22 protein-coding genes and 1 tRNA gene are annotated in these 21,042 nt (G+C 52.1%); 4 read left to right on the forward strand and 19 right to left on the reverse strand.

Annotated elements, in window-relative coordinates:
• Positions 1–97 precede the first annotated feature (97 nt).
• The 4 genes from AB6V08_RS12245 to AB6V08_RS12260 form a co-directional block, all read right to left on the reverse strand.
• Complete coding sequence (locus tag AB6V08_RS12245; protein ID WP_368542900.1) at positions 98–808, reverse strand: response regulator; 711 nt, start codon at positions 806–808, stop codon at positions 98–100.
• Positions 809–875: 67 nt separating this feature from the next.
• Positions 876–3,176 (reverse strand): CS1-pili formation C-terminal domain-containing protein, encoded by a 2,301-nt coding sequence (locus AB6V08_RS12250; protein WP_368542901.1) that lies wholly within the window; start codon positions 3,174–3,176, stop codon positions 876–878.
• 211 nt (positions 3,177–3,387) lie between these two features.
• The gene (locus AB6V08_RS12255; RefSeq protein WP_368542902.1) at positions 3,388–3,870 is read right to left on the reverse strand and encodes a CS1 type fimbrial major subunit; all 483 of its coding nucleotides are present in this window, start codon (positions 3,868–3,870) and stop codon (positions 3,388–3,390) included.
• A gap of 26 nt (positions 3,871–3,896) precedes the next feature.
• Complete coding sequence (locus AB6V08_RS12260) at positions 3,897–4,625, reverse strand: hypothetical protein (RefSeq protein ID WP_368542903.1); 729 nt, start codon at positions 4,623–4,625, stop codon at positions 3,897–3,899.
• A 328-nt stretch (positions 4,626–4,953) separates the two neighbouring features.
• On the opposite strand from AB6V08_RS12260, the gene AB6V08_RS12265 reads away from it, so the two are divergent.
• A complete protein-coding gene (locus tag AB6V08_RS12265; RefSeq protein ID WP_368542904.1) occupies positions 4,954–6,186 on the forward strand; it encodes a hypothetical protein in 1,233 nt (410 codons plus the stop codon).
• 11 nt (positions 6,187–6,197) lie between these two features.
• Entirely contained in the window at positions 6,198–7,217 is a 1,020-nt protein-coding gene (locus AB6V08_RS12270; RefSeq protein WP_368542905.1) for a hypothetical protein, read from the forward strand.
• Between the two features lie 108 nt (positions 7,218–7,325).
• Here the strand turns inward: AB6V08_RS12270 and AB6V08_RS12275 are convergent, their stop codons facing one another.
• The 11 genes from AB6V08_RS12275 to AB6V08_RS12325 form a co-directional block, all read right to left on the reverse strand.
• Positions 7,326–7,832 (reverse strand): fimbrial protein, encoded by a 507-nt coding sequence (locus tag AB6V08_RS12275; protein WP_368542906.1) that lies wholly within the window; start codon positions 7,830–7,832, stop codon positions 7,326–7,328.
• 8 nt (positions 7,833–7,840) lie between these two features.
• Positions 7,841–8,350 (reverse strand): fimbrial protein, encoded by a 510-nt coding sequence (locus tag AB6V08_RS12280; protein WP_368542907.1) that lies wholly within the window; start codon positions 8,348–8,350, stop codon positions 7,841–7,843.
• Positions 8,343–8,846 carry a fimbrial protein gene (locus AB6V08_RS12285; protein WP_368542908.1) on the reverse strand — a complete coding sequence of 168 codons (504 nt, stop codon included), beginning with the start codon at positions 8,844–8,846 and terminating at the stop codon, positions 8,343–8,345. Before AB6V08_RS12285 ends, AB6V08_RS12280 begins: the two co-directional genes overlap by 8 nt.
• Before the next feature lie 92 nt (positions 8,847–8,938).
• Positions 8,939–9,385 carry a fimbrial protein gene (locus AB6V08_RS12290; RefSeq protein WP_368542909.1) on the reverse strand — a complete coding sequence of 149 codons (447 nt, stop codon included), beginning with the start codon at positions 9,383–9,385 and terminating at the stop codon, positions 8,939–8,941.
• A 69-nt stretch (positions 9,386–9,454) separates the two neighbouring features.
• A complete protein-coding gene (locus AB6V08_RS12295) occupies positions 9,455–9,985 on the reverse strand; it encodes a fimbrial protein (RefSeq protein ID WP_368542910.1) in 531 nt (176 codons plus the stop codon).
• Between the two features lie 16 nt (positions 9,986–10,001).
• A complete protein-coding gene (locus AB6V08_RS12300) occupies positions 10,002–10,502 on the reverse strand; it encodes a fimbrial protein (protein WP_368542911.1) in 501 nt (166 codons plus the stop codon).
• Between the two features lie 20 nt (positions 10,503–10,522).
• Positions 10,523–11,035 (reverse strand): fimbrial protein, encoded by a 513-nt coding sequence (locus tag AB6V08_RS12305; protein WP_368542912.1) that lies wholly within the window; start codon positions 11,033–11,035, stop codon positions 10,523–10,525.
• A gap of 26 nt (positions 11,036–11,061) precedes the next feature.
• On the reverse strand, positions 11,062–11,820 hold the full coding sequence (locus AB6V08_RS12310) for a fimbria/pilus periplasmic chaperone (RefSeq protein WP_368542913.1): 759 nt from the start codon (positions 11,818–11,820) through the stop codon (positions 11,062–11,064).
• 41 nt (positions 11,821–11,861) lie between these two features.
• Positions 11,862–14,381 carry an outer membrane usher protein gene (locus AB6V08_RS12315; RefSeq protein ID WP_368542914.1) on the reverse strand — a complete coding sequence of 840 codons (2,520 nt, stop codon included), beginning with the start codon at positions 14,379–14,381 and terminating at the stop codon, positions 11,862–11,864.
• A gap of 8 nt (positions 14,382–14,389) precedes the next feature.
• A complete protein-coding gene (locus AB6V08_RS12320; protein WP_368542915.1) occupies positions 14,390–14,908 on the reverse strand; it encodes a hypothetical protein in 519 nt (172 codons plus the stop codon).
• A 67-nt stretch (positions 14,909–14,975) separates the two neighbouring features.
• Positions 14,976–15,530 (reverse strand): fimbrial protein, encoded by a 555-nt coding sequence (locus AB6V08_RS12325; RefSeq protein WP_368542917.1) that lies wholly within the window; start codon positions 15,528–15,530, stop codon positions 14,976–14,978.
• 213 nt (positions 15,531–15,743) lie between these two features.
• Between AB6V08_RS12325 and AB6V08_RS12330 the strand changes: the two genes are divergently transcribed.
• Positions 15,744–16,586 (forward strand): hypothetical protein, encoded by an 843-nt coding sequence (locus AB6V08_RS12330; protein ID WP_368542919.1) that lies wholly within the window; start codon positions 15,744–15,746, stop codon positions 16,584–16,586.
• A gap of 95 nt (positions 16,587–16,681) precedes the next feature.
• Here the strand turns inward: AB6V08_RS12330 and AB6V08_RS12335 are convergent.
• Both AB6V08_RS12335 and actS read right to left on the reverse strand, forming a co-directional pair.
• Positions 16,682–16,755: transfer RNA gene (locus AB6V08_RS12335), tRNA-Gly, on the reverse strand.
• An 80-nt stretch (positions 16,756–16,835) separates the two neighbouring features.
• Positions 16,836–17,582 carry an amidase activator ActS gene (actS, locus tag AB6V08_RS12340; RefSeq protein WP_368542921.1) on the reverse strand — a complete coding sequence of 249 codons (747 nt, stop codon included), beginning with the start codon at positions 17,580–17,582 and terminating at the stop codon, positions 16,836–16,838.
• Positions 17,583–17,825: 243 nt separating this feature from the next.
• On the opposite strand from actS, the gene idi reads away from it, so the two are divergent.
• Positions 17,826–18,368, forward strand: coding sequence for an isopentenyl-diphosphate Delta-isomerase (gene idi / locus AB6V08_RS12345; protein WP_368542923.1), 543 nt, complete (start codon positions 17,826–17,828; stop codon positions 18,366–18,368).
• Between the two features lie 48 nt (positions 18,369–18,416).
• On the opposite strand, the gene lysS is transcribed toward idi, so the two are convergent.
• Positions 18,417–19,934 (reverse strand): lysine--tRNA ligase, encoded by a 1,518-nt coding sequence (lysS, locus tag AB6V08_RS12350; RefSeq protein ID WP_126544965.1) that lies wholly within the window; start codon positions 19,932–19,934, stop codon positions 18,417–18,419.
• A 9-nt stretch (positions 19,935–19,943) separates the two neighbouring features.
• Positions 19,944–21,042 (reverse strand): peptide chain release factor 2 gene (gene prfB / locus AB6V08_RS12355; RefSeq protein ID WP_096151315.1). Its coding sequence is split into 2 segments (ribosomal slippage): positions 19,944–20,966 and positions 20,968–21,042, totalling 1,098 coding nucleotides; the frame shifts between segments, so codons are not numbered across the junction.

Consider the following 21,042-nt stretch of genomic DNA (forward strand, 5'->3'; position numbering starts at 1 on the left):
AATGAATTGCTGAGATTATTTTCTGACAGAACAAGGCGATGACGCTGTTGAAACACGCATCATAAAACGTTTAAAACGATCGGTCGTCAATGGCCGCTCAGGACAACGGCGGCTCGGCGCCATGCAACGCTTCATAGTGTTGTAAAAAGTTCCGGTCAGAGCTGAAGCCCAGCTTGCGCAATGCCGCTTGTTTCTGGCCGCTGATGGTTTTAATGCTGCGTTTAAACTTATCGGCGATTTCTGAAACGCTCATCCCGTCGATGAAGCACTGTATGACCTCCTGCTCTCTGGGGGAGAGCAGTGAAAAATCGAGCGACGGCTGGGTAACGTTGTCCGCAGCAGGATGCGGATGTGGCGTCAGATCGGCATTAAACAGCTGGGTTAATTCCAGAGCCATTTCCGGCATCAGATGAATTTGGCCGTTAGCGACATTGCCCACTGCCCGGGCTAACTCTTCCGCATGCATGCTTTTGCTGATAAATCCTCTGGCGCCCGCATGCAGAGCCAGCAGTACCGTGGCGCTATTGTAAATCGCGGAAATCACCAGGATGGCCAGCGTTGGATGCTGCGTCTGGAGGAGACGTATCAGGCTAATACCGTCCATGTCGTCGACGGCCAATGCAAAATCCATCACCAGAACATCGGCGTCTAAGCCGGCCAGCTCTGCCAGTAATTCACGGCTATGAACATAGCGGCCAACGACCTGGAAGTCATTTAGCTTATTGAGCAGCGTATACATGCCATGAAGGGTGATAGCCTGGTCATCAATAATGGCGATCCGGGTCCGATTGAGCGAGTGATTACCCATTGTGAGAGATCCTTTTTAAGTAAATTTAATCTCCAGCCCCCTGTGAAGGCTGGAGATTAAGCGCTTGTCAGCCAGTTGTTTTACGTTTGCAGCTTAGATCGCCAATCATCAGCGTATCGTTTTCACGTTTATAGTCCTGGAGGTTGAATTTCACCGAGCACAGTTCTTTATCGCGAGAATGAATGACCAGCTCCGGGGTATGTTCATGCATATCCATGACGAAAAAGCCGTCATTCTCAGCGATCCCCTGCCCGGCATGATTAACCAGTTTTGCGCCGGAGAGCGGCGAGCCGTCGTTATTCAGCACACGGCCAATTAGCGTTAGCGTTTTCATCACGCGGACTTTGCCGTGCGCCACGCCGCCTTTATTAAGGTGATACGGCAGATCCGCAGGCCAGATTTTCAGCGGCGGTGCGTCGCTACCGTCGAAATCAATTTGCAGATTGCCTGCCTTATAGGCCGTGGTCGGGATAAAGTTACGTCCGGCTCTCAGCGTGCTGCTGCCTCCCTGACTGTCCCGGGTGCGCAGGCGCACATTCGGATCGTCGCTCTCTACATCCACGATAATGCCGGTTTTATCGCCATACGCATCCGGGCTATGGCTCACTGATACCTTCCCGCCCCCCACGGCTAACGTATTGTTCATGTTAAGGCCACCGCTGAGGGCTTTTCCCTGCGAGGAGTGGTTGGCATAAGCCGTGCCGCTGGCGTAGCGATCTTCAAAACGGGTGAAAAAATTGGTGCTGACGCCGTGCCTGTCACCCGTCACCCCTGCGCTAAGATCTTTGAACATCCCCTCTTCAAAGCTCTGGCTAACGCTGGCCGACGCGAACAGCTCGCGCTCGCCCTTGTTGTCGTTACGGCTCCCGAGACTGGCGCTGATGCTCCGGTTTTCCTTACCCAACGCGAATGAGAGGTTAAGGTTGGCGCCGCGATTACGCTTCTGCTCGCCCTGCTTATAGGGACGGTCGTAGGCGTTCAGGCTTAACGTTACCGGCGTATCTTTAATCTTCACCCGCGTGCGCCAGGTCGCATCCGCCCCCACGCCACTTTCGCGGCTGTAGTGCGTGCCGCGCAGCGACAGCGAATCGCCGTTACCGAGCCGGTGATTCAGTGTGGCGCTACTGTTTTGCAGGCGATTGGGTGAATGATGGCCGCTACTTTGCTGATACCAGCTCTGATTGTGGTTAAACATCAGGCTCGTTTGCTGGCTTAGCTTCCAGCTTAGCTGGGTGTCATATCGCGACCCCCACCGATCGCTGCTCCCCAGGCTGCCGTAGAACTGAACGTTGTCAGCGGCCTGAACATCGGCAGAAATACCGTACTGGTTGCCCTGCGCAGCATGCTGGGCAGCGGCACCCAGAATCACTTTCGGATGCGCCATATAGTTGACGCTGGCGCCCAGGGCCGGCTCGCCTTCGTTATTTTTATAGCGGCTGTTGCCTGGCTGCTGCTCAATGCCGGCATACGCTGAGTATTGCCAGCGCTGATTCGGATTGCTCCAGTTCGACGGTTTATAAATCGTTTCAGCGCTGCGGCCGATCTCTTTACCGGCCTCAACGATACGCACTTCAACGTCATAAATGCCGCCCGGCAGAACGGTTGTATCGAGCTGCTGTAACCCAGGCGCAACCGGCTGGCTGTTGATCAGTACGCCATCGCGATAAATTTCGGCTATCGCGTCCCGGTTCGCCGTAACCATGACGGGATAAAGACTGGGCTGGGCGGTCTGGAGCAACAGCGTGTCAGATGACGCCAGCATTCCCCCCGCCACGGTTTGCACGCTGCTGCCACCCGGCATGTTCGGCTGGCGCAAAATACCCTGGCTATCGGGCTGGAACAGACCCGCGCGGAAGGCCTGGCCGGGAAATTCACGCTGAACGAACAGCGAGCTGACGCGCGCTTCCGTTTGGCTGTTTTCGATGTCGCTGCGGCTCAGCTGGCTGGCGGCTACCCCCGTCCAGTTCCCAAGGCTGCTTTCCAGATTCAGGTTCTGCGCGCCCGACCACGGCTGTTGTTCACCGCCGATGATGTTGAGCTGATTGCGCAAAATCAGACCGCTGCTGCCACCTTCTGGCAGCACCACATGCCGCTGCTCTCCTTGCACTACCTGCGCCTCAGTGGTGGCAATTGAAAGCGTGGTATTAACAAGGTTGTAGAAAAGGCTGACCAACCCCGGCGGGCACTGCTTGTCGCAGCTTCCCAGCGGTAAGGGCTTATTTAGCGCCTGCGCCCAGCGGCTGCGAGTAGCAGGCGGGAATTGACTCTCGTTTGACTGAATGAAATTAACCAGCTGAACCGTTTTCTCTGGCGATAATAAAATCATGGCGTCACCCAGGTATTGACCATCGAGTTCAATACGAGTCATCAAAGGCGCATTAAAGAAATGAGAGCTAAAATCCTCAGGCAAATTTTCTGCCTGAGAAATTAAATCTTCCACAGGCAACGCCACGGCCTGCAGTGACATCAGCGTAAAAGCAATAAATGTCGCGAGGCGAGTTTTTGAAGATAACGTCATGAGTTTGTCCGCTAAAAAAAGGACGCCTGCGCGTCCTTTCATGTATCAGAAAGAGAACGGCTTACGGCAATTCAAAATCAAACATCATTTTGACTGCACCGGTGTAATCGCCCGGGACGTACGTCGGCGTGCCGGTTGGTGCGACCTTCATCTGCAGCGTCTGCGTGGTAATTGTTGCGGCATCGACGATCTCAACCGCCCCCGTTGCGCCTACCGGCAGAGCTTTGCTGTCAATGGAAACCGTCAGCGGGATCGTATCGGTGCCCTTTGATAAGGCCGCAGCGGAATCCAGGTGCGCGGTAATTTTGCCAACATTATTTTTGGCCAGCAGCGTAGTGCTCACCTCCTCCAGCTTTTCGTTTACTTTGTCCCAGGCCATAGTCTGTGTCGTGGTGCCAAAAGCGGGATCCTGAAACTCGACAAAATATTGTTGAGCAGGAACATTAGCTTCGAGCTGAAACTCCAGTTCCGTTTGCTCATCGGCCATCGCAACGGTGCTTGTCGCAAGCAGTGCAGCGAAAAGTGTTTTTTTATACATATTCATTTTAATATCTCATTTAAAATTAATGATTAGCCGAATGTTTTCGACGTTTTTTTACTGCCTTCCAGCAACGTAAATTGCCAGCTTTTTTTCATTTCTTTCCGGAGTTGATGTTGTTTCCCCGGCAAGAGAATAGTGGATACGCTTTCCGAGCAATTATTTCCCGTGCACTGTTTGATATTATCCAGGACAATAGTGCTGTTTCCGTTATTACGGATGGTGATACTCTTCTCCGCATCCTGAATAGCAGTATTAAACGTGGCGTTTTTAGGCCTCACTACCGCGATAGTGCCAAAGCCGGTAAGGACATTTACGCCCGCGTTTAGTTTTTTACTGTATTCATCAAAATCTTTTTTAGTCTGGCCAAATTCATATTGATCCTTAGGCATGACGGGAATAAAACGCACGCGGTAATAACGCTCTTTATCCCGGTTGCCCGTAGCGATTAAGCGCGCTGGCTGCATATTTTTCGCCGGCACAATCATCCTGGCGGGCGTCACAATCAGCCCATCAATGCTGGCATTCGATATAGCGTTAGCATCGACGCGTTTTTCGGCTTTCTGCCCGCTGGCGCTCCAGGTAATCTCACTGACTTCCGTTTTAATAAAGGCGGTATTATCGCCATTATTCATGACTCTCTTCAGAAGCGTGCTCTTATCGCCTTCAATAAACTCATACATCTGGCCAACAGAAATCTGTGGGATGGCAGCTGCCGTAAAGCTCACTGCCAATAATGCTGTCGCAAACAATGTTTTCAAAATGGGGGTCCTCTTTAACCTGCACCGCCAATAAACCGTTTTCCTTGTCTGGCAGCACTTATTTAACGAGGCGAAGTATCTGGTTTTACCACTTATGAGAAATATGAGAGCACTCTCGAATTTCTAAATCACGAAAAAACAAACAATACTTTCAATGACATAGAAAATATTTAATTAAAATCTATTTTTATTGTTACTGTTTTTTCTTAATTGTATTTTTGTTTTAGGCGGGTTTGAGAGTGCTCTTGTATCTACATTAAGACAGTTTGAGACATCATCTGAACATCATTTTTAACGATACCTATCGATGTTTTCAGTGCGAGGTTAAATGAAATACGTCTTTATATTTTTATCCTGCGTGTCTCTCACGCTTATGTCTGTGCCATCAGGTTATGCGGCGGATGTGACGGTAAATGCAGAATTTAAACCGTCGGCGACCAATCCTGATGTAGGTGACTTTACCAATATCACGCCGTCAACGGGTTTTTGCGTGGGCGATCGCGCCAAAACCTGCCCTGAAGGAACCTTCTCCGTAGAGACGGATCTTAAAGTCACTAATAAAATATTACGAGGTACGGGGAGTGTTCTGCGAGAACAAAGCTACCAGAAAGTAAAATCCAACTGGCAATATGTTGCTCTCACCGATGCTGAAACGGGCAATACGATCGTCTTACAGTTTCGTATTACGTTGTTGGGGCAACGATTTCTCCATAGCGGCAAAGGGCTTCATGGAAAAATGAATAATGCCGGGACACATCCCGGTGGCGGATGTACCGGCACGCAAGGATGGGCACTCAGTGACGGTTCGTCATACCGTTTCGCATGGCTACATCCCAATAGCGCCACATCAACGTGCAACCGCGTTCCGGCATCATCCCTTGATTTAAACAATGTGGATATTGATGAAATATCGATTGGCTATGAATTAAAAAGTGTTGCCAGCCCCTTAACGTTACCTAACGGCAATTACAGCGGCGGATTTCAGTATTCGGTAGGTAAGGACAAGGATATTGATCTTGGGGAAGGAACCTATAACGACTCTTCCTTACAGGTTTATATCAACGCTGAAATTAAGCATGATTTTAAGGCCACCATCCAGGGGTCGAACAGTATTGAATTAATTCCTCCCGGCGGCTGGCGTTCATGGAGTAACAGCAGTAGCCCGCAGTTTCGCCTGGAAGGTACGGGGCTGGTCACCATGACGGCCTCTTCACCGGTCAGCATTACGGCATATTGCACGCATGAGCAGTTAAAGAGCTGTGCCCTCAAGCGCGAAGGAGGAGATGAAACGGTTGCCGTTGATATTAACTTCTCCATCCCCGGGGTGCATGAGCGCGACACCGGCGAGTCGGTGACAAGACTGGCAATACCGATTACCACGCCAACGACGCCGGGGGTGATCATTGAACCGGACAGCTATCTTAATGCGGTCACAGGCCAGGTTCATTTCAGGGTCAATGAAGTTGAAAGTCTGAAAATGGCCTCGCATCCGGGTTCGAGCTGGAAGGGCGCAGCGACGCTGGTATTCGACGTGGATATCCCCTTTTTACCGGATCCATAAAGGAGATCGTGATGAATTTTGTGCGTACCTTCTCCGGGTGTAGTGACAAAAATACGCTGCTGCTGCTGCTGATCCGTCAATCGAAAATGAGCTATACCCCCTGCTGCGCCTGCTGCCAGTCAGCGCTCAAAGCATGGCATGAAAATAACGTGGCGGGGGGCGTGGCGTGCATCGATGATTTACCCGATGCCGCCAGCTACGAACTGCTGATGAAGACGCTGAAAAACCTGCGCTACGCTATGGCAGCCGCGCCAAGACAGCCGGGAGGCAGCGTTATTCTGGTATGTCAGCAGCTGTCCGACATCACGCATCAAAGTGCCATTTACCTTCAGCCGGCGATGCTGTCCGAGGTGCAGCGCAGCTGGATACTGCATGCTTTAAAACCGCACCTGAAACAGCAGCAGCAGTCAGCAGAGCTGCTGCGACGCTTGCTTAATCCGGCCCCGCTGATTGCACGAATACGCTACTGGCGCAGGGCTGATTCAAACCAGGTGCTGGCGTGTGAGCCTGAACTTCACGATAGCGCCGTGACGTTCCTGCGCCTCAACAAAAGTGGGCTGGAGATGTTCGCAAGCTTTCGCCTGCTGCAGGAGATGGTGCAGCAGCGGTTTCACACTATCGCGCCGCTGTCCCTAACCGTCAGTCTTGCCTGGCTCTCCCATGCCAGCTTACCCGCCCTGCTTTTCCGGACGCTCTCGCTCTCCCGGCACCCCGTGCGGCTGATGCTAAACATTGACAGCGGCAACAGCGATACGCTGACAGAACAGGTAATTACCAATATCCGCGATCTAAAACAGCAGGGCGTGTCTTTTGTTATCTGCGCGCAAGGACGCTGCGGCCACTACCTGCGTCTGAAAATGCTCAGTGACGGCGTGCGCTACAGTATTTCGGCGCTAACGGCGTCGGACGATGCGCAAGTCGAGCTGAAAATGCATCAGCGAGAAGGTAAGTTCATTCAGATTGACGGCATCACTTCACCGGAGCAGTTGCGGCGGGCCCGCGAACTGGGCGGTGAGCAATTGCTAAACTAAGAGCCCGTATCGCCCGAACGGTGAAATGCGTATGCTGGCGACCTTTATTAAGCCAGGTCACCGGCATCCGCATTCCTTGCCCATAGCTGGCAAGAGGCGTGGCGCCGCTTAATCATGCATAATTTGCACCGTGGCAGTGGTGCTAATGGTCAGCGGCTTCAGGTTAAGTTGGTTTATCCAGCGTACTGGCGTAACGGTCAGGTCAGGAATGCTGTTTTTATCAAATGAGTACCACTGGTTGACCGGCATGATGCTTTTTGCCGAAGCATCGTCGAAGCGAAACCAAAAGCCCTCCTGTGCCGACTTCAATACGTTACCGTCCTGTTCAGCGGCATCACCGCTGATCATAATTTTAAGCCGATCTTTTTTTGCGCCCTTACAGTCCAGGCCTAACTCTATTTTTTTGGTGTTTTTATCTGAACCCACCGTGGAAGGGCTGATCTCATCGGTAAAGAGCCGTCCGAGCGGCACTTCAATTGTCGTACTGGTGACAACGCATGGCGGAGGATAAAAAACACTTCCTGATAACGTTATCGCTACGCTGTTCGTATCGGTAGCAGCATGAGCGGGTAAAAACACGCTGGATAAAATAAGGGCGGGAAGACGAATTCGCATATGCAGCCTCAATCAACCGTCAGACGAAATGTGGCACTGGCAGTAAATTTGCCCGCCGTCAGCGTCACTGTCGGGTCTTTGAGCAATACCGCTTCGTATTTAGGCGCTTTATTGAGATCGACGACGTGCGCCTCGTTCATTTTTATCCGACTATTATCAAGATTCACTTTGATGGCGAGCCCTTCTATATTCGTGGCGATAGCATTGTCGTCAAAGGTAGAAATCGTACCCGGTACGACGGTTATTTTCCCCGTGTAATGATTGGCGGCACAGCTGAACGTCATGGCGATATCCTGTTTTTGTAAATCCCCCGCAATGGCCGTAGTCAGAATTTCATCGCCAAATCCCACTGAAATGGGTTTACCCGAATTGACCGTGCAGGGGGTTTCTAGCACGGTAAAATTAACCGTAACCCTGAGCTCATCAGCATAAGCCGGCTTGAGCGATAAAAAAGCAAACAGGCAGGCTGCGGCCGTTTTCTTTATCACCATGAAGTTGTTTTGAACTTTTTTATTCATGTTTAATTTCAAGCGTGATGGTAGCAGAGAAATTTCCGGGCTCTATCGTCGAGCTGGAAAAATGTCTTGTCCTGGCGTAAAAAGTGGGCACATCGTTTTTGTCGAACGAATACCACGAGCCAATTCTGTGCTCAATATTATCCTGGTTGTAAATTCCTATGCCCAGCGCGCTAATGCCGGTTTCAAACCACTGCCATACGTTGCCGCTCATGCCTCGCCCCGTGAAGCGATAAGCAAGCTGATCTTTTTTTGCGCCAGCGCAGTTTAACGTCAGCGGTATATCTTTTCGCTGGGTGTTGGCATTCGTCGTCAGCATGTCATCGAACTCAACATTAAGGTCTGACGAAACGGTGCATGGCGGTGGATAATGCAGCTTGCCCGTAATGCTGACCTCAATTTCATTCGCATCCGTTGCTTTCGCCATTGAACTAAAACTCAATAAGGCGAAGAAAATACAGAAGTGCTGAATCTTATTTTGACTAACTATGCTGTTCATCTTACCGCCTGAATATTATTAAAACGCAGTCTTTAGAAGGTCTGGGCAACGGGCTGATTAATATTTGTGTTGATTATTTTTAAACACGCACGCTATTGATAATCCACTTCCAGCGTGGCCGTTGCGGTAAACGGGCCGGGAGTTAATATCCGTCCCGGTCTCACGACAGGCACCGCAGTGATTTTAGGCGGCGGTGCGGTAAAATTAAGCCATTCACCGTTTGCCAGCCTGCTTCCGTCCTGACGAATTTCAATGGCTAAATCGGTATGGGTGGTGTTCAGCACCTCGCCATCGAATTCTGCCCCTTCGCCCACGTAGCGTAATTTTAAGGCGTTCACCGCTGCGGCGCTGCAGTCCAGGGCTTCCAGCGTCTGCTCATACCTGATGCCGTCTACCGCGTTGTGGTGCACATTGTCGCCAAAGTCGACCTCGACCGTATCGCTACTGAATTTGCACGGCACCGGATAGGCCAGTTCGCCGGTAATATTGAGCGTCAAATCGTTGCTTTTTGCCTGTGAAACGCCCGTGGCAATTATCAATAAGCAGATACTGGAAAATATTCTCATGAATCGCATTCACTCTTTGTTTTCAATCTCAGTTCCGCGCTATTACTGATAGCCAATCTCAAGCGTAGCCGCCGCGGTAAACGGGCCGGGAATCGGTTTTTTTTCAAATGGAATAGCGGTAAAGTGAAATGCGCCGACGCGTATTTTTGGCACGCTATTCTTATCAAAATTGTACGTTTTTCTGATATTTACCCGACCGCCGTCCTCTTCATCCGTATTACCGGCATCGCGAAAAGTGACGCCAAGATGTTCAATGGATGTTTTAATCACGTACTGCTGGTCTCCCCCCATTCCCTCTCCCCGGATGGCATAGGTAAGCTGGTTCTTTCTGGCCGCAGCGCAGTTGAATGAAATGGGTAAGTCTATAAATGAGGCATTCGTTAAATCAAAAATAACGTCCCCCAACTCAACATCAACCACGCTGCTTATTGTGCAAGGCGGCGGATAAACCATTTCACCCGTGACGTTAACGACCACCCGGTTCCGGTCAACGGCGTAAGCATTTAGCGTTAAGCCACTAAAAAGGGTCAGCATTAGCAATATCAACTTCAAAACGTGATAGCGAAATAACATATCTCTTCAGCTCAGCTTATTGGTGCATGATAATAATCGTAAATGAGCCTTCAATTTTACCCGGAACAAATGAGGATTGTGCCGCTGACCAACGCTTAAGTCTCACTTTCAGGTTGGGTTGAGTATCACTCGTAAAATTAATCCAGTAGTCCAGCCTGACCTCTGTATCTCCATTCACAATCCCAATACCCAGCCTGGGAACATTTGTCTTGAACCACCCGTTTGCATTATCCGGTTCCCTTTCCCCCTCAAAGCCGATTTTAAGCGCATTCTTCTGCGCATCGCTACAGTCCAGCTCCAGGTCAATATCACGAGTGGTATTGGCCACCGTATCAATATTCATTTTGCCAAACTCGATGTCCTTTATTGAGGCAACTTTACACGGAGGCGGATAGAGTAATGTCCCAGAAAAATTCACTTCCACTTCCGAAGAGTGCGCCGTGAATACGGGCAAGCTCAGGCCAATACAAAGATAAGCCAGTTGGCGCAAGGCAATTTTTGATTTTTTACGCAACATTACGCCTCCTGATTTCCGTTTTAGTTATGCTGAATTTTTAATGTTGCCGTCGCTGTAATATCGCGCGGCTCCATTTCTGCGGTACCAATTTTAATGGGGACGAGCCACAGCTTAGGAACGGTGGTCTTCGTAAAGCTAAAATCGGTATTGATATTTAAATCAACCCGCGTCGTTGCCCCCGTTTTAAAACGAATGCCCAGACGGTCATAGCTTGTTTTCAGTAAACCCGCCGGCACGCCGGTTCCCGTTGCGGCATCGCCCGCAAACGAAAGCTTAAGCGCATCCTTTTTGGCAGCGGTACAGGTAATGGTTACGCCAATCTCTTTGATATATTCAGCACCGTCTACCTTTGAGGTGATCATATCGCCAAGCGGAACCGTAATATTGTCAGTATTAACAACACAAGGAGGCGGATAATAAAGCTTTCCGGTAATGTTAATCGTGACTTCGTTTTTATCAATATCCGCAGCCTGTACCGATGCGCTACAGAAAAGCGTCATCAGCAATCCTGACGACCATATTTTCATCTTCATAAATAATCCTGATTTGCTGGCAGAACTTATTTGGTGGCGCTTTTATCCACTTTGCAACTGGCACCGGCACACTGATAAACCAGTTCCGGCTGAGCGCCATAGTCATTGATATACGTCAGCACAGGTTTCGCCCCTAAACTGGATGCCGAAACGCTGAGCTTTTCGCTACCGTTGGGGGCAATCATCACGGCCTGAAAACCTTTAACGCTTTCTCCTCCTTTTTTATTGCTGGCACCAATGATGGTGACGTAATACGGCGTTGGGTTATTCAGCAGATAGCTATCGCCGCTTTTCGTCATAGTGAGTTTTTCCTGCCACGGCGCGTTGCTTTGATTCGCGGCCGCGGCGGCTAACGGCGCCGGGCGATAGAAAAGCTTGATGCGCGTTTGCAACGCAATCTGCAGTACGTTGCCTTTATCTGCCTTTGGCGGAATTTCACGCAGGTTAAAATAATAAAGCGTTTCACGATCCTGCGGCAGCTGCGCTGCCCCCGGCATAGCCTGTACTTTCACCTGCCCTTTTCCATTGGGCTCAATGCGCTGCACCGGCGGCAGCACCATCAGCGGCGCGCTACCGGTGAGTTTGCTGCCCTCTTCCGTTTCGAGCCACGCCTGCGCCAGATAAGGCGACTTCGGGTTTTGATTGCTGATGCTGAGGCTGATCGACTTTTCATTGCCGGGATAAACCACGCGGGTACGGTCGAGCGCGACCGCAGCGTTCGCAACAGGGGCCAGTGAAGCCAGTAAAGCGCCAGTCAACACGCTGGCTAAAAAACGTTTATTCATGCTTGTTCATTCCACATCAGTGTCGGCGTCGCGCCAACAGACTATTCATTCGTTTCCCGCCTGCGTTCGCAAGGCAGGAACAGTTCAGAGTTCATCCCCTCGGCCAGCACGGCAGGAAGGGTAATATCGCACTGCACGGCACCGCCCCAGCGCACCGACATGACGCCGCCGGGCTGAATGCCGCTTAAATAGACGTGTCCATCGTCACTCACAATTCCCGTCTCCTGCTGCTTGCCGTTGAGAACCGTGGCGCCAAAGGGAGGCACGCTGCCGTCAGCAAGACGAATGAACGCCATTGCTTTATCCCCTGACACAACTTCAAAGCTGCGGTAGCCAATTGCGCCTTCGGTCAGGGTGGCCTGTGACACGCTGCGCAGGGCTTCTGCACTGTCGGGCAGCTTTGCCACATCAATACTCACGCTATTGCGCGAATAGTCATTCATGCTGCCCACCACGGCCTTACCAAAATAGTTGGTGTAGGTACTGCGGCCTGCATCAGCGATGGGAATGCCCGACACGCCGTGCGTATCGATCAGCATGCGCGTGCCTCCCGTCGAGCTAATGCGGTGCAGCGCGGCGCCCTGCGGCGTAAGGGTCGCACCGCCCTGCAACGACATCCCGTAAGACTCATACTGATTCTCAACCCAGCTGCCGGTCGCCGTCACATCTGCAATCGAGCCGTTATAGCCGTAGAAGCCGTTAACCTCTTTTTGCTGCTGCGTCTTGCCCACGCCTATCTGGTAGCTCTGGTTATCGCTCGGACGATCGTAAAAACTCACGTTGTTGCGCTGCTCGCGGCGGTTATAAGCGCCGCCGTAGCTAAGGCGCGAACGCTCTCCCAGCGGCATTGAGAGCGAGAGATACATCCCCTCATCGGTATCATTCCGGTATTTATTGCGAAATCCCGTTAATGAGAGATTCACGTTACGAAAGCGCCAAAAATCAAAACTGCGCGACATCGTCAGCGTGTAGCTATCGCTTTCCGGACGATCCCAATAGGTTTGGTGGTTGTAGTTGAGATACGCGGTCAATCCCAACGGCGCGATATGCTGGTTGAAACTGAGCGTATACATCTCCTTACTCCGACCATAGCGCGACCACTCGCCCTGCAGACGCGCCGCCAGATAATCATTCATGTTGGCGAAGTCTTTTTCCGAGAAGCGATAGCCCGCAAAGGTGATCTGGCTGTTCGTACTGTCAAAGCGCTTCGAGTAGCTCAGACGATACGAACGACCAGTCAGCAAATCCCGGTCGGCAATGCGCATTCGCGACTCGGTGATATCGGCGGAAAGGGCACCCAACATCAGCAGGTCGCGGCCCAACCCCAGGGACATCGCCTGATAATTACTGTCGCCGAGCAGGCCGCCGTACAGCGACCAGCCGTTGCTGACCCCCCAGGCAAACTCGCCGCTGGCAAACAGCGAACCGTTCAAACGGTGCTCCCAGTCTGAAGGTTGTCCGACCGTCACTTTGTAACGCACCAGTCCGGGGCGCGTCAGATAAGGGATGGTCGCCGTATCGACCTGCAGGCGCTGCTCGTTGCCATCCTGCTCTTCAATCAGCACGTCTAACGTCCCGTTTACCGCACTGCTCAGGTCCTGAATGCGAAATGGGCCGGCGGCAACCTGTACTTCCTTAATTAAACGCCCCTGCTGCGAAATCACGACGCGGGCGTTGGTTCGCGCCACGCCGGTGACCTCCGGCGCGTAGCCGCGCAGGTTGGGTGGCAGCATGGCGTCATCCGTTGCCACGTTGACGCCGGTGTAGCGGAAGCTGTCAAACATGGCGGAATTGAGATAGTTCTCGCCTAACGTCAGCCTGGCCCCCATCTCGCCCAGGGCGCGATAGGCATAAATGCGGCTCCACTGCCAGGGTTGCTCGGTCCCGGTCTGGTGTGGGGTTTTCTCATGGCGCGCCTGCCAGTCACCGCGCAAACGCCATGCGCCGGCATTGATACCTGCAGTACCGTTCGCTGACAGATAATGCGAGGTTCCCGCATCGGACTTTTTCTGTTTTTGCGTCTGCACATTGACGTTGTAATCAAACAGCGCGCCTGGAATACCGTTTTCCCACCGAACCGGCGGATCCCAGTCCGGGTGGCTATATTCCAGATAGGCCTGCGGCACGCTGACGTAGAGCGTCACGGTGGACAAATCGGTGCGGATCTCCATGCCGGGCAAGCTGGCCGTCGCCAAACATTGGCCGTCGTGCCACCAGGTTAAATCGCGTAATGCACTCTTCTTTAATCCTAACTGCGCGATAATATTCGTGGTTAAGCACGCTTCACTGCCGTCAGGGTCATTTTCTGGCGCAATAAAATCGATATTTTGCTCAGGCAAACGCTGTTCATTAAGCTGTATTGCCAGGCTATACATCCCCGGTAAAATATAGCCCTTGCGCGAAAACTGGCTTAAGTCGTAATTCTCGCGATCTTTCACGTCCAGAATATCGGTATTGAACTGAATATCCTCAGCATGGACCGAACTTATTGATCCAACCAGCACAGCAGCCAGCGCCTTACGGCAGTAAATATTCATCGCTGAACGACGAAAAATACGCATGGGATACCTCAGTTATAATCCACTCTAAACCTGACCGCCGGGCGATAAATGTCATCCCCCGCAAGCCTGCTGTCTCCCCTGAAATGGAAAGTATATTTTAATGCTCTGGTGTCAAATGAGTGCCGAACAGGTTGATACCCTTTTTCACTCACCATGTCATTTCCCGATGCGTCACGAATGCTCATCCCGGGAGAATTAAGTTGCCGATCCTGCGCGGCAATAACGTCACCCTGTAATATTTCGAATCCAATGTCCGCATGATGATGCGACAGCATCGGGGTATTACACCCGTTCAAATTAATGGCCAGCGATAAGGATTGCCTGGTGTTGTTCAGATCTTCGGATGCAACATCCTCGCTTTGCCATTCTTCCGTACTTTCCGCCAAATTAATCAGGCAGGGAGAACCTAATATTTCCCCCTGCATACTGACGTGGCCGTGCTTTAACAATTCAGCCTGGGCAGTACGCGATATAAATAATGATAAAGTCATCACTAAAAGAGCTGCGCTGAGTTTGTGATTTTTCATTCTGGTTTGGCGCAATAGTTAAAGCAGCGTGACAGTCCCCTTCTGCTTAACAGAAGGAGACGCATCATTAGTTGTAGCTCAGGGCAAATGTCACCGGCACGGTGAACGAACCAGGCACAATTGGAATCAGCGCTGGAGTATCGCCTGAAGTGCTACCGTCGCCCTTCAGCTTGGCAGCGAATTCCAGCGTCTTATCGCCAGTACCAAAGCGCTGCGCCGCGGACTCTTCGCCCAGCTCAATTTTGGTGCCGTCTTTTTCGGTCAACACCAGATGCGCACCCGTCGCCGTACCGGTTAACGCAAAGCTTTTCGGGTCAGCGGAAGAGGCTACGCCCGTAAACTTAGCGCTCACGGTATTCGCGCCGGTCCCCAAAGCACAGCCTTCAAGCTTAATGGTGAACGGCTTAGGCGCGGTTTCACCCGTGTTGCCGCCGGCTTCGAGGATCGCGTTACCCACCTGGCCCATATCGATATTGCTGGCGTCACCACCTTCGCCGGAAGCGATGGTACAAGAAGCCGTTACGATGGAACCCGAAAAGTTAACGGTACCGGTAGAGGCTTGTGCAGCCGGGAGGATTGATGCAGCAATTACTGCGGCCAGTGCTAAACGTTTTAATGTCATTTTATTTATCCCAAAGGTATTAATATTGATATCTGGCTAGGGCGTTATTGATGTCTAACGTCCTTGAGATAAACTTAAGCGTATTGAATACCGTTCACTACAAGAGCACTCTCAAATCGGGATAACGCTATCATTGCTCATTTTGAGAGTGCTCTTGTTTATATACTTCTCATGACTCACATAATGATCACCTATATAATTAATGGTGAAATCATGAAAAATAGCCCATTGAAAAAAAACAACCTTTACATAATGCTTTTTATTTTACTGAGCTTTGATGCGCAATCCGCAACAGTAAATAATATGCTTACATTGAGCCCCGGTATCGCCATGACTGACGACATAACTTTTAACTACGCGGATCCAGGCCAGGTTTCTGTTCCGGTGAGTGTTAGCATGGCTTATAAGTTTTATGCATACAATATTCCTACAGATGCAACCTGGGTTATTCATAAATTTGTTGAAGAGGAATCAGGAACCGAAAAAGTATTGGCAACATGTACCAAAATAGCATGGGATAGTATGAACTGCACAGGGCAGGTTAAGAATTACCCTGGATGGTATCGTGAATCATTAATTGACGGGCCTGTTATTCTTCCACTCAATAATACTGGGAGCAGAAGAACAAAATGGTGCCACTATTTCCGAAAAGCTGATGGAGGCTGGTTTTCAGGTTGTTTAGCCGAATTTCAGCGAGAACCCTGCAAATTTACCACAACAGCCTCTAACGTTTCGCTTACAACCTATGTTGCAGGCAGCAGAGAAGATCAGGCAACGGCTTCGGTGAGCTGGTCATGCCCGCAGAACGAGAGACCCAAAATAGAAATACTCGACCAAACTTATTCTGACGATTGCCAAACGTCCAATGAATATCAGGATGTGAAAAACGCCAGCGGAACGGATATTGCAAAATATCGAGTCAAGCTTGAGGGAGTGTGTAATGACCATACGCCCGCCTATGCCAGCAGCGGCAATATTACCACCAGAATCTATGGTAAAGGCGTAAGTGCCGGTACAGGAACCACCTCCTTTGTCATGCGGATATCGTTGCCGTGACGAGAAGACGTTGGCGTTCAACAGACGAACAGAATGGGGTAGCGACGTAATAACTTTTAGGAAAGTGAATCTGAGAGGCTTACGAAGAGTTGATTTGGAGCGGGTGAAGGGAATCGAACCCTCGTATAGAGCTTGGGAAGCTCTCGTTCTACCATTGAACTACACCCGCTTTGAAGTGCGTAAAGCATTATAGGCCTTACGCACGTTCACACAAGCCTCTTCGCAACTAAATGGCGATTAAATAACCACTTAGCACTTAGGCTTGCTGCCCTGCGCCGGAAGATAGCGCTGCGGATCGATGGCCGTCGCCTTGTAGCGAATCTGGAAATGCAGCTTCACCGAGTCGGTCCCCGTGCTGCCCATCGTCGCAATCTTCTGCCCCGCCTTCACGTTCTGCCCGTTGTTCACCAGCATGGTGTCGTTGTGCGCGTAGGCGGTGATGTAATCCTCACCGTGCTTAATCATGATCAGGTTACCGTACCCGCGAAGCTGGTTGCCGACGTAGACCACCTTCCCTGCTCCGGAGGCGTAAACCGGCGTTCCCCGCGCTGCCGCAATATCAATGCCCTTATTCCCGCCCTCGGAGGTGGAATACGGCATCACCACTTTGCCGCTGGCAGGCCAGATCCAGCAGCGCTGCCCGACCGGCGGCCAGGAGGATTGCGGTACGGCGTAAGACGGTGTGACTTTGGCGGTTTTGCCTTTAGAAGATGACGACTTTTTGCCCGCAGACCCGCCGCCGTTAACCTTCAGCTTTTGTCCCACCTCGATGGTATACGGCGGAGAGATGTTGTTTAGACGCGCCAGATCCTTCACGCTGGTTCCCGTTGCGCGGGAAATTCGATACAGCGTATCCCCGCGCTTAACGGTATACACCGCGCCGGAATAACTGCCCAGGTCGGAGGATTTGCTGCCCGAGCATCCCGCCAGCAGCAGCGTTAGCGCCAGAAGGAGTACGGCAGTGATGGGATTTCTCGTCAGGCTTCCTGCAAACAAAACAGATCCTCGGTCAGCGTGAATGGCGCACTATGATAGCAGCCTCAATCCTGATGCCCAACAGGTGACGTAAATGGATTTCATTACGCGCCTGCGCCCCGAGCGCGGGCGCTTTCCGCTCTGAGGGACAAACTGTTCGTATAAGAATGCTGTATAATAATACCGCCTGCTGGCGCTGCATCGGCTTGCTTCATTCATCACAGCAATGGATTCAGCGCTACCGGCATTCAGACAGGAGCATAAATGAGTATTCAAGAACACGTGATTTTAGTCAGCGATCGGGGAGAGGTGATTGGGACTGAGGAAAAATATGCCGCCCACACGTCCAACACCCCGCTGCATCTGGCCTTCTCGTCCTGGCTCTTTAACGCCAGCGGCGAATGCCTGGTGACCCGACGCGCGTTAAGCAAAAAAGCCTGGCCGGGCGTGTGGACCAACTCCGTGTGCGGTCATCCCCAGTCTGGCGAAGAGATGGAACAGGCGATTATTCGCCGCTGCCGCTTTGAAGTGGGCGCTGAAATCACCGACATCACGTCCATTGCCCCTGAGTTTCGCTACCGTAAAACCGACCCGTCCGGCATCGTTGAAAACGAGATTTGCCCGGTGTTTGCCGCGCGCGTGACCAGCGCGCTGTCCATTAACGACGATGAGGTGATGGAGTATCAGTGGGTTGCGCTGGAAGCGCTGTTTCAGGCGCTGGACGCCACGCCCTGGGCGTTTAGCCCGTGGATGGTCATGGAGGCCAGCGCCGCCCGCGACGCCCTCAGAGCCTTCGCGGCGCAATAAAAAAGCCCCGGCGAGCGTCGCACGGGGCTTTTTTTACGTCTTAACGGCTTATTTCACCGGACGCATCGCCGGGAAGAGGATCACGTCGCGGATGGTGTGGCTGTTGGTGAACAGCATAACCATACGGTCGATACCAATGCCCAGACCCGCCGTTGGCGGCAGACCGTGTTCCAGCGCGGTCACGTAGTCTTCGTCGAAGAACATCGCTTCGTCGTCGCCCGCGGCCTTCGCGTCAACCTGATCCTGGAAGCGCTGCGCCTGGTCTTCCGCATCGTTCAGCTCGCTAAAGCCGTTGCCGATTTCGCGGCCGCCGATGAAGAATTCGAAGCGGTCGGTGATTTCCGGGTTCACGTCATTACGACGCGCCAGCGGAGACACTTCTGCCGGGTATTCAGTGATGAAGGTCGGCTGAATCAGGTGCGCTTCGGCCACTTCTTCGAAGATCTCGGTCACGATACGGCCCAGACCCCAGCTCTTCTCCACTTTGATACCGATGCTTTCAGCAATCGCTTTCGCAGAGTCGAAGTTATCCAGGTCCGCCATCTCGGTTTCCGGACGGTATTTCTTGATCGCTTCACGCATGGTCAGCTTCACGAACGGCTTGCCGAAGTCGAAGACTTCTTCACCGTAAGGCACTTCGGTAGTGCCCAGAATGTCCTGCGCCAGGGTGCGGAACAGAGATTCGGTCAGCTCGATCAGGTCTTTGTAATCCGCGTAAGCCATGTAGAGTTCCATCATGGTGAACTCTGGGTTATGACGAACGGAGATACCTTCGTTACGGAAGTTACGGTTGATCTCGAATACGCGATCGAAACCACCGACCACCAGACGCTTCAGGTACAGTTCCGGCGCGATACGCAGGTACATGTCCAGGTCCAGGGCGTTGTGATGGGTGATGAACGGACGCGCAGACGCGCCGCCAGGGATCACCTGCATCATCGGGGTTTCCACTTCCATAAAGTCGCGGTTCACCATGAACTGACGGATACCCGCCATGATCTGGGAGCGAATTTTGAAGGTCTTGCGGGATTCATCGTTAGAGATGAGATCCAGATAGCGCTGACGGTAACGCGCTTCCTGATCCTGCAGGCCGTGGAATTTGTCCGGCAGCGGGCGCAGGGCTTTGGTCAGCAGACGCAGTTCGGTGCAGTGAATGGACAGCTCGCCGGTCTTGGTTTTGAACAGCTTGCCTTTCGCGCCCAGGATATCGCCCAGGTCCCATTTCTTGAACTGCTCGTTGTAGATGCCTTCCGGCAGGTCGTCACGGGAAACGTACAGCTGAATGCGGCCGCCCACGTCCTGCAGCGTCACGAAAGAGGCTTTACCCATAATGCGGCGGGTCATCATACGGCCAGCTACGGACACTTCTACGTTCAGCGCTTCCAGCTCTTCGTTTTCTTTGCCGTCGAAGTCAGCGTGCAGTTGGTCTGAGGTGTGGTCACGACGAAAATCGTTCGGGAACGGCACGCCCTGCTCACGCAGCGCTGCCAGCTTCTCGCGGCGGGTTTTCAGTTCGTTGTTAAGATCGACTACCGCGTCAGCGCCCTGTGCTTGTTGTTCAGACATGTTGGTTCCTCATAACCCTGCTTTCAAACTTGCTTCGATAAATTGGTCCAGGCTGCCGTCCAGCACCGCCTGCGTGTTGCGGGTTTCAACCCCGGTACGCAGGTCTTTAATGCGGGAGTCATCAAGGACGTAAGAACGAATCTGGCTGCCCCAACCGATGTCGGACTTGTTGTCTTCCATCGCCTGTTTCTCAGCATTTTTCTTTTGCATTTCCAGCTCATAAAGCTTCGCTTTCATCTGCTTCATGGCCTGGTCTTTGTTCTTATGCTGGGAACGGTCGTTCTGGCATTGCGTTACCAGCCCGGTTGGAATGTGGGTAATACGCACCGCAGATTCCGTACGGTTAACGTGCTGACCACCGGCACCCGATGCGCGATACACGTCGATACGCAGATCCGCCGGGTTGATTTCGATATCGATATCTTCGTCCACTTCCGGGTAAACAAACGCGGAACTGAAAGAGGTATGACGACGGCCGCCGGAGTCGAACGGGCTCTTACGTACCAGACGGTGAACGCCGGTTTCGGTACGCAGCCAGCCGTAGGCGTAATCGCCGATGATCTTGATGGTGACGGATTTCAGACCCGCCACTTCACCTTCAGACTCTTCGATGATTTCGGTTTTGAAACCGCGCGCTTCGGCCCAACGCAGGTACATACGCGTCAGCATACTGGCCCAGTCCTGCGCTTCCGTACCGCCAGAACCAGCCTGAATGTCGAGATAGCAGTCGGCGCTATCGTATTCGCCGGAGAACATGCGACGGAATTCAAGCTGCGCCAGCTTCTCTTCCAGAACGTCGAGTTCTGCCACGGCTTCGTTAAAGGTTTCTTCGTCGTCGGCTTCTACAGCCAGCTCGAGCAGACCGGAAACATCTTCCAGGCCCTGAGCCATTTGATCCAGCGTGTCTACGATGGCTTCGAGAGAGGAACGCTCTTTACCCAGCGCCTGTGCGCGTTCAGGTTCGTTCCAGACGTCCGGCTGTTCCAGCTCGGCGTTTACTTCTTCAAGACGCTCTTTCTTGGCATCGTAGTCAAAGATACCCCCTAAGAACGTCGGAGCGCTCCGTGAGGTCCTGAATACGGTTTTTTACCGGATTAATTTCAAACAT

It is taken from the genome of Enterobacter soli (assembly GCF_964208575.1).
In the GTDB taxonomy this organism is placed as follows: Bacteria; Pseudomonadota; Gammaproteobacteria; order Enterobacterales; family Enterobacteriaceae; genus Enterobacter; species Enterobacter soli_A.

Coding starts and splice junctions, on each gene's coding strand:
- AB6V08_RS12245 (WP_368542900.1), bottom strand. CDS start 808: ATGGGTAATCACTCGCTCAATCGGACCCGGATCGCCATTATTGATGAC.
- AB6V08_RS12250 (WP_368542901.1), bottom strand. CDS start 3,176: ATGACTCGTATTGAACTCGATGGTCAATACCTGGGTGACGCCATGATT.
- AB6V08_RS12255 (WP_368542902.1), bottom strand. CDS start 3,870: ATGAATATGTATAAAAAAACACTTTTCGCTGCACTGCTTGCGACAAGC.
- AB6V08_RS12265 (WP_368542904.1), top strand. CDS start 4,954: ATGAAATACGTCTTTATATTTTTATCCTGCGTGTCTCTCACGCTTATG.
- AB6V08_RS12270 (WP_368542905.1), top strand. CDS start 6,198: ATGAATTTTGTGCGTACCTTCTCCGGGTGTAGTGACAAAAATACGCTG.
- AB6V08_RS12275 (WP_368542906.1), bottom strand. CDS start 7,832: ATGCGAATTCGTCTTCCCGCCCTTATTTTATCCAGCGTGTTTTTACCC.
- AB6V08_RS12280 (WP_368542907.1), bottom strand. CDS start 8,350: ATGAATAAAAAAGTTCAAAACAACTTCATGGTGATAAAGAAAACGGCC.
- AB6V08_RS12285 (WP_368542908.1), bottom strand. CDS start 8,846: ATGAACAGCATAGTTAGTCAAAATAAGATTCAGCACTTCTGTATTTTC.
- AB6V08_RS12295 (WP_368542910.1), bottom strand. CDS start 9,985: ATGTTATTTCGCTATCACGTTTTGAAGTTGATATTGCTAATGCTGACC.
- AB6V08_RS12300 (WP_368542911.1), bottom strand. CDS start 10,502: ATGTTGCGTAAAAAATCAAAAATTGCCTTGCGCCAACTGGCTTATCTT.
- AB6V08_RS12305 (WP_368542912.1), bottom strand. CDS start 11,035: ATGAAGATGAAAATATGGTCGTCAGGATTGCTGATGACGCTTTTCTGT.
- AB6V08_RS12310 (WP_368542913.1), bottom strand. CDS start 11,820: ATGAATAAACGTTTTTTAGCCAGCGTGTTGACTGGCGCTTTACTGGCT.
- AB6V08_RS12315 (WP_368542914.1), bottom strand. CDS start 14,381: ATGCGTATTTTTCGTCGTTCAGCGATGAATATTTACTGCCGTAAGGCG.
- AB6V08_RS12320 (WP_368542915.1), bottom strand. CDS start 14,908: ATGAAAAATCACAAACTCAGCGCAGCTCTTTTAGTGATGACTTTATCA.
- AB6V08_RS12325 (WP_368542917.1), bottom strand. CDS start 15,530: ATGACATTAAAACGTTTAGCACTGGCCGCAGTAATTGCTGCATCAATC.
- AB6V08_RS12330 (WP_368542919.1), top strand. CDS start 15,744: ATGAAAAATAGCCCATTGAAAAAAAACAACCTTTACATAATGCTTTTT.
- idi (WP_368542923.1), top strand. CDS start 17,826: ATGAGTATTCAAGAACACGTGATTTTAGTCAGCGATCGGGGAGAGGTG.
- lysS (WP_126544965.1), bottom strand. CDS start 19,934: ATGTCTGAACAACAAGCACAGGGCGCTGACGCGGTAGTCGATCTTAAC.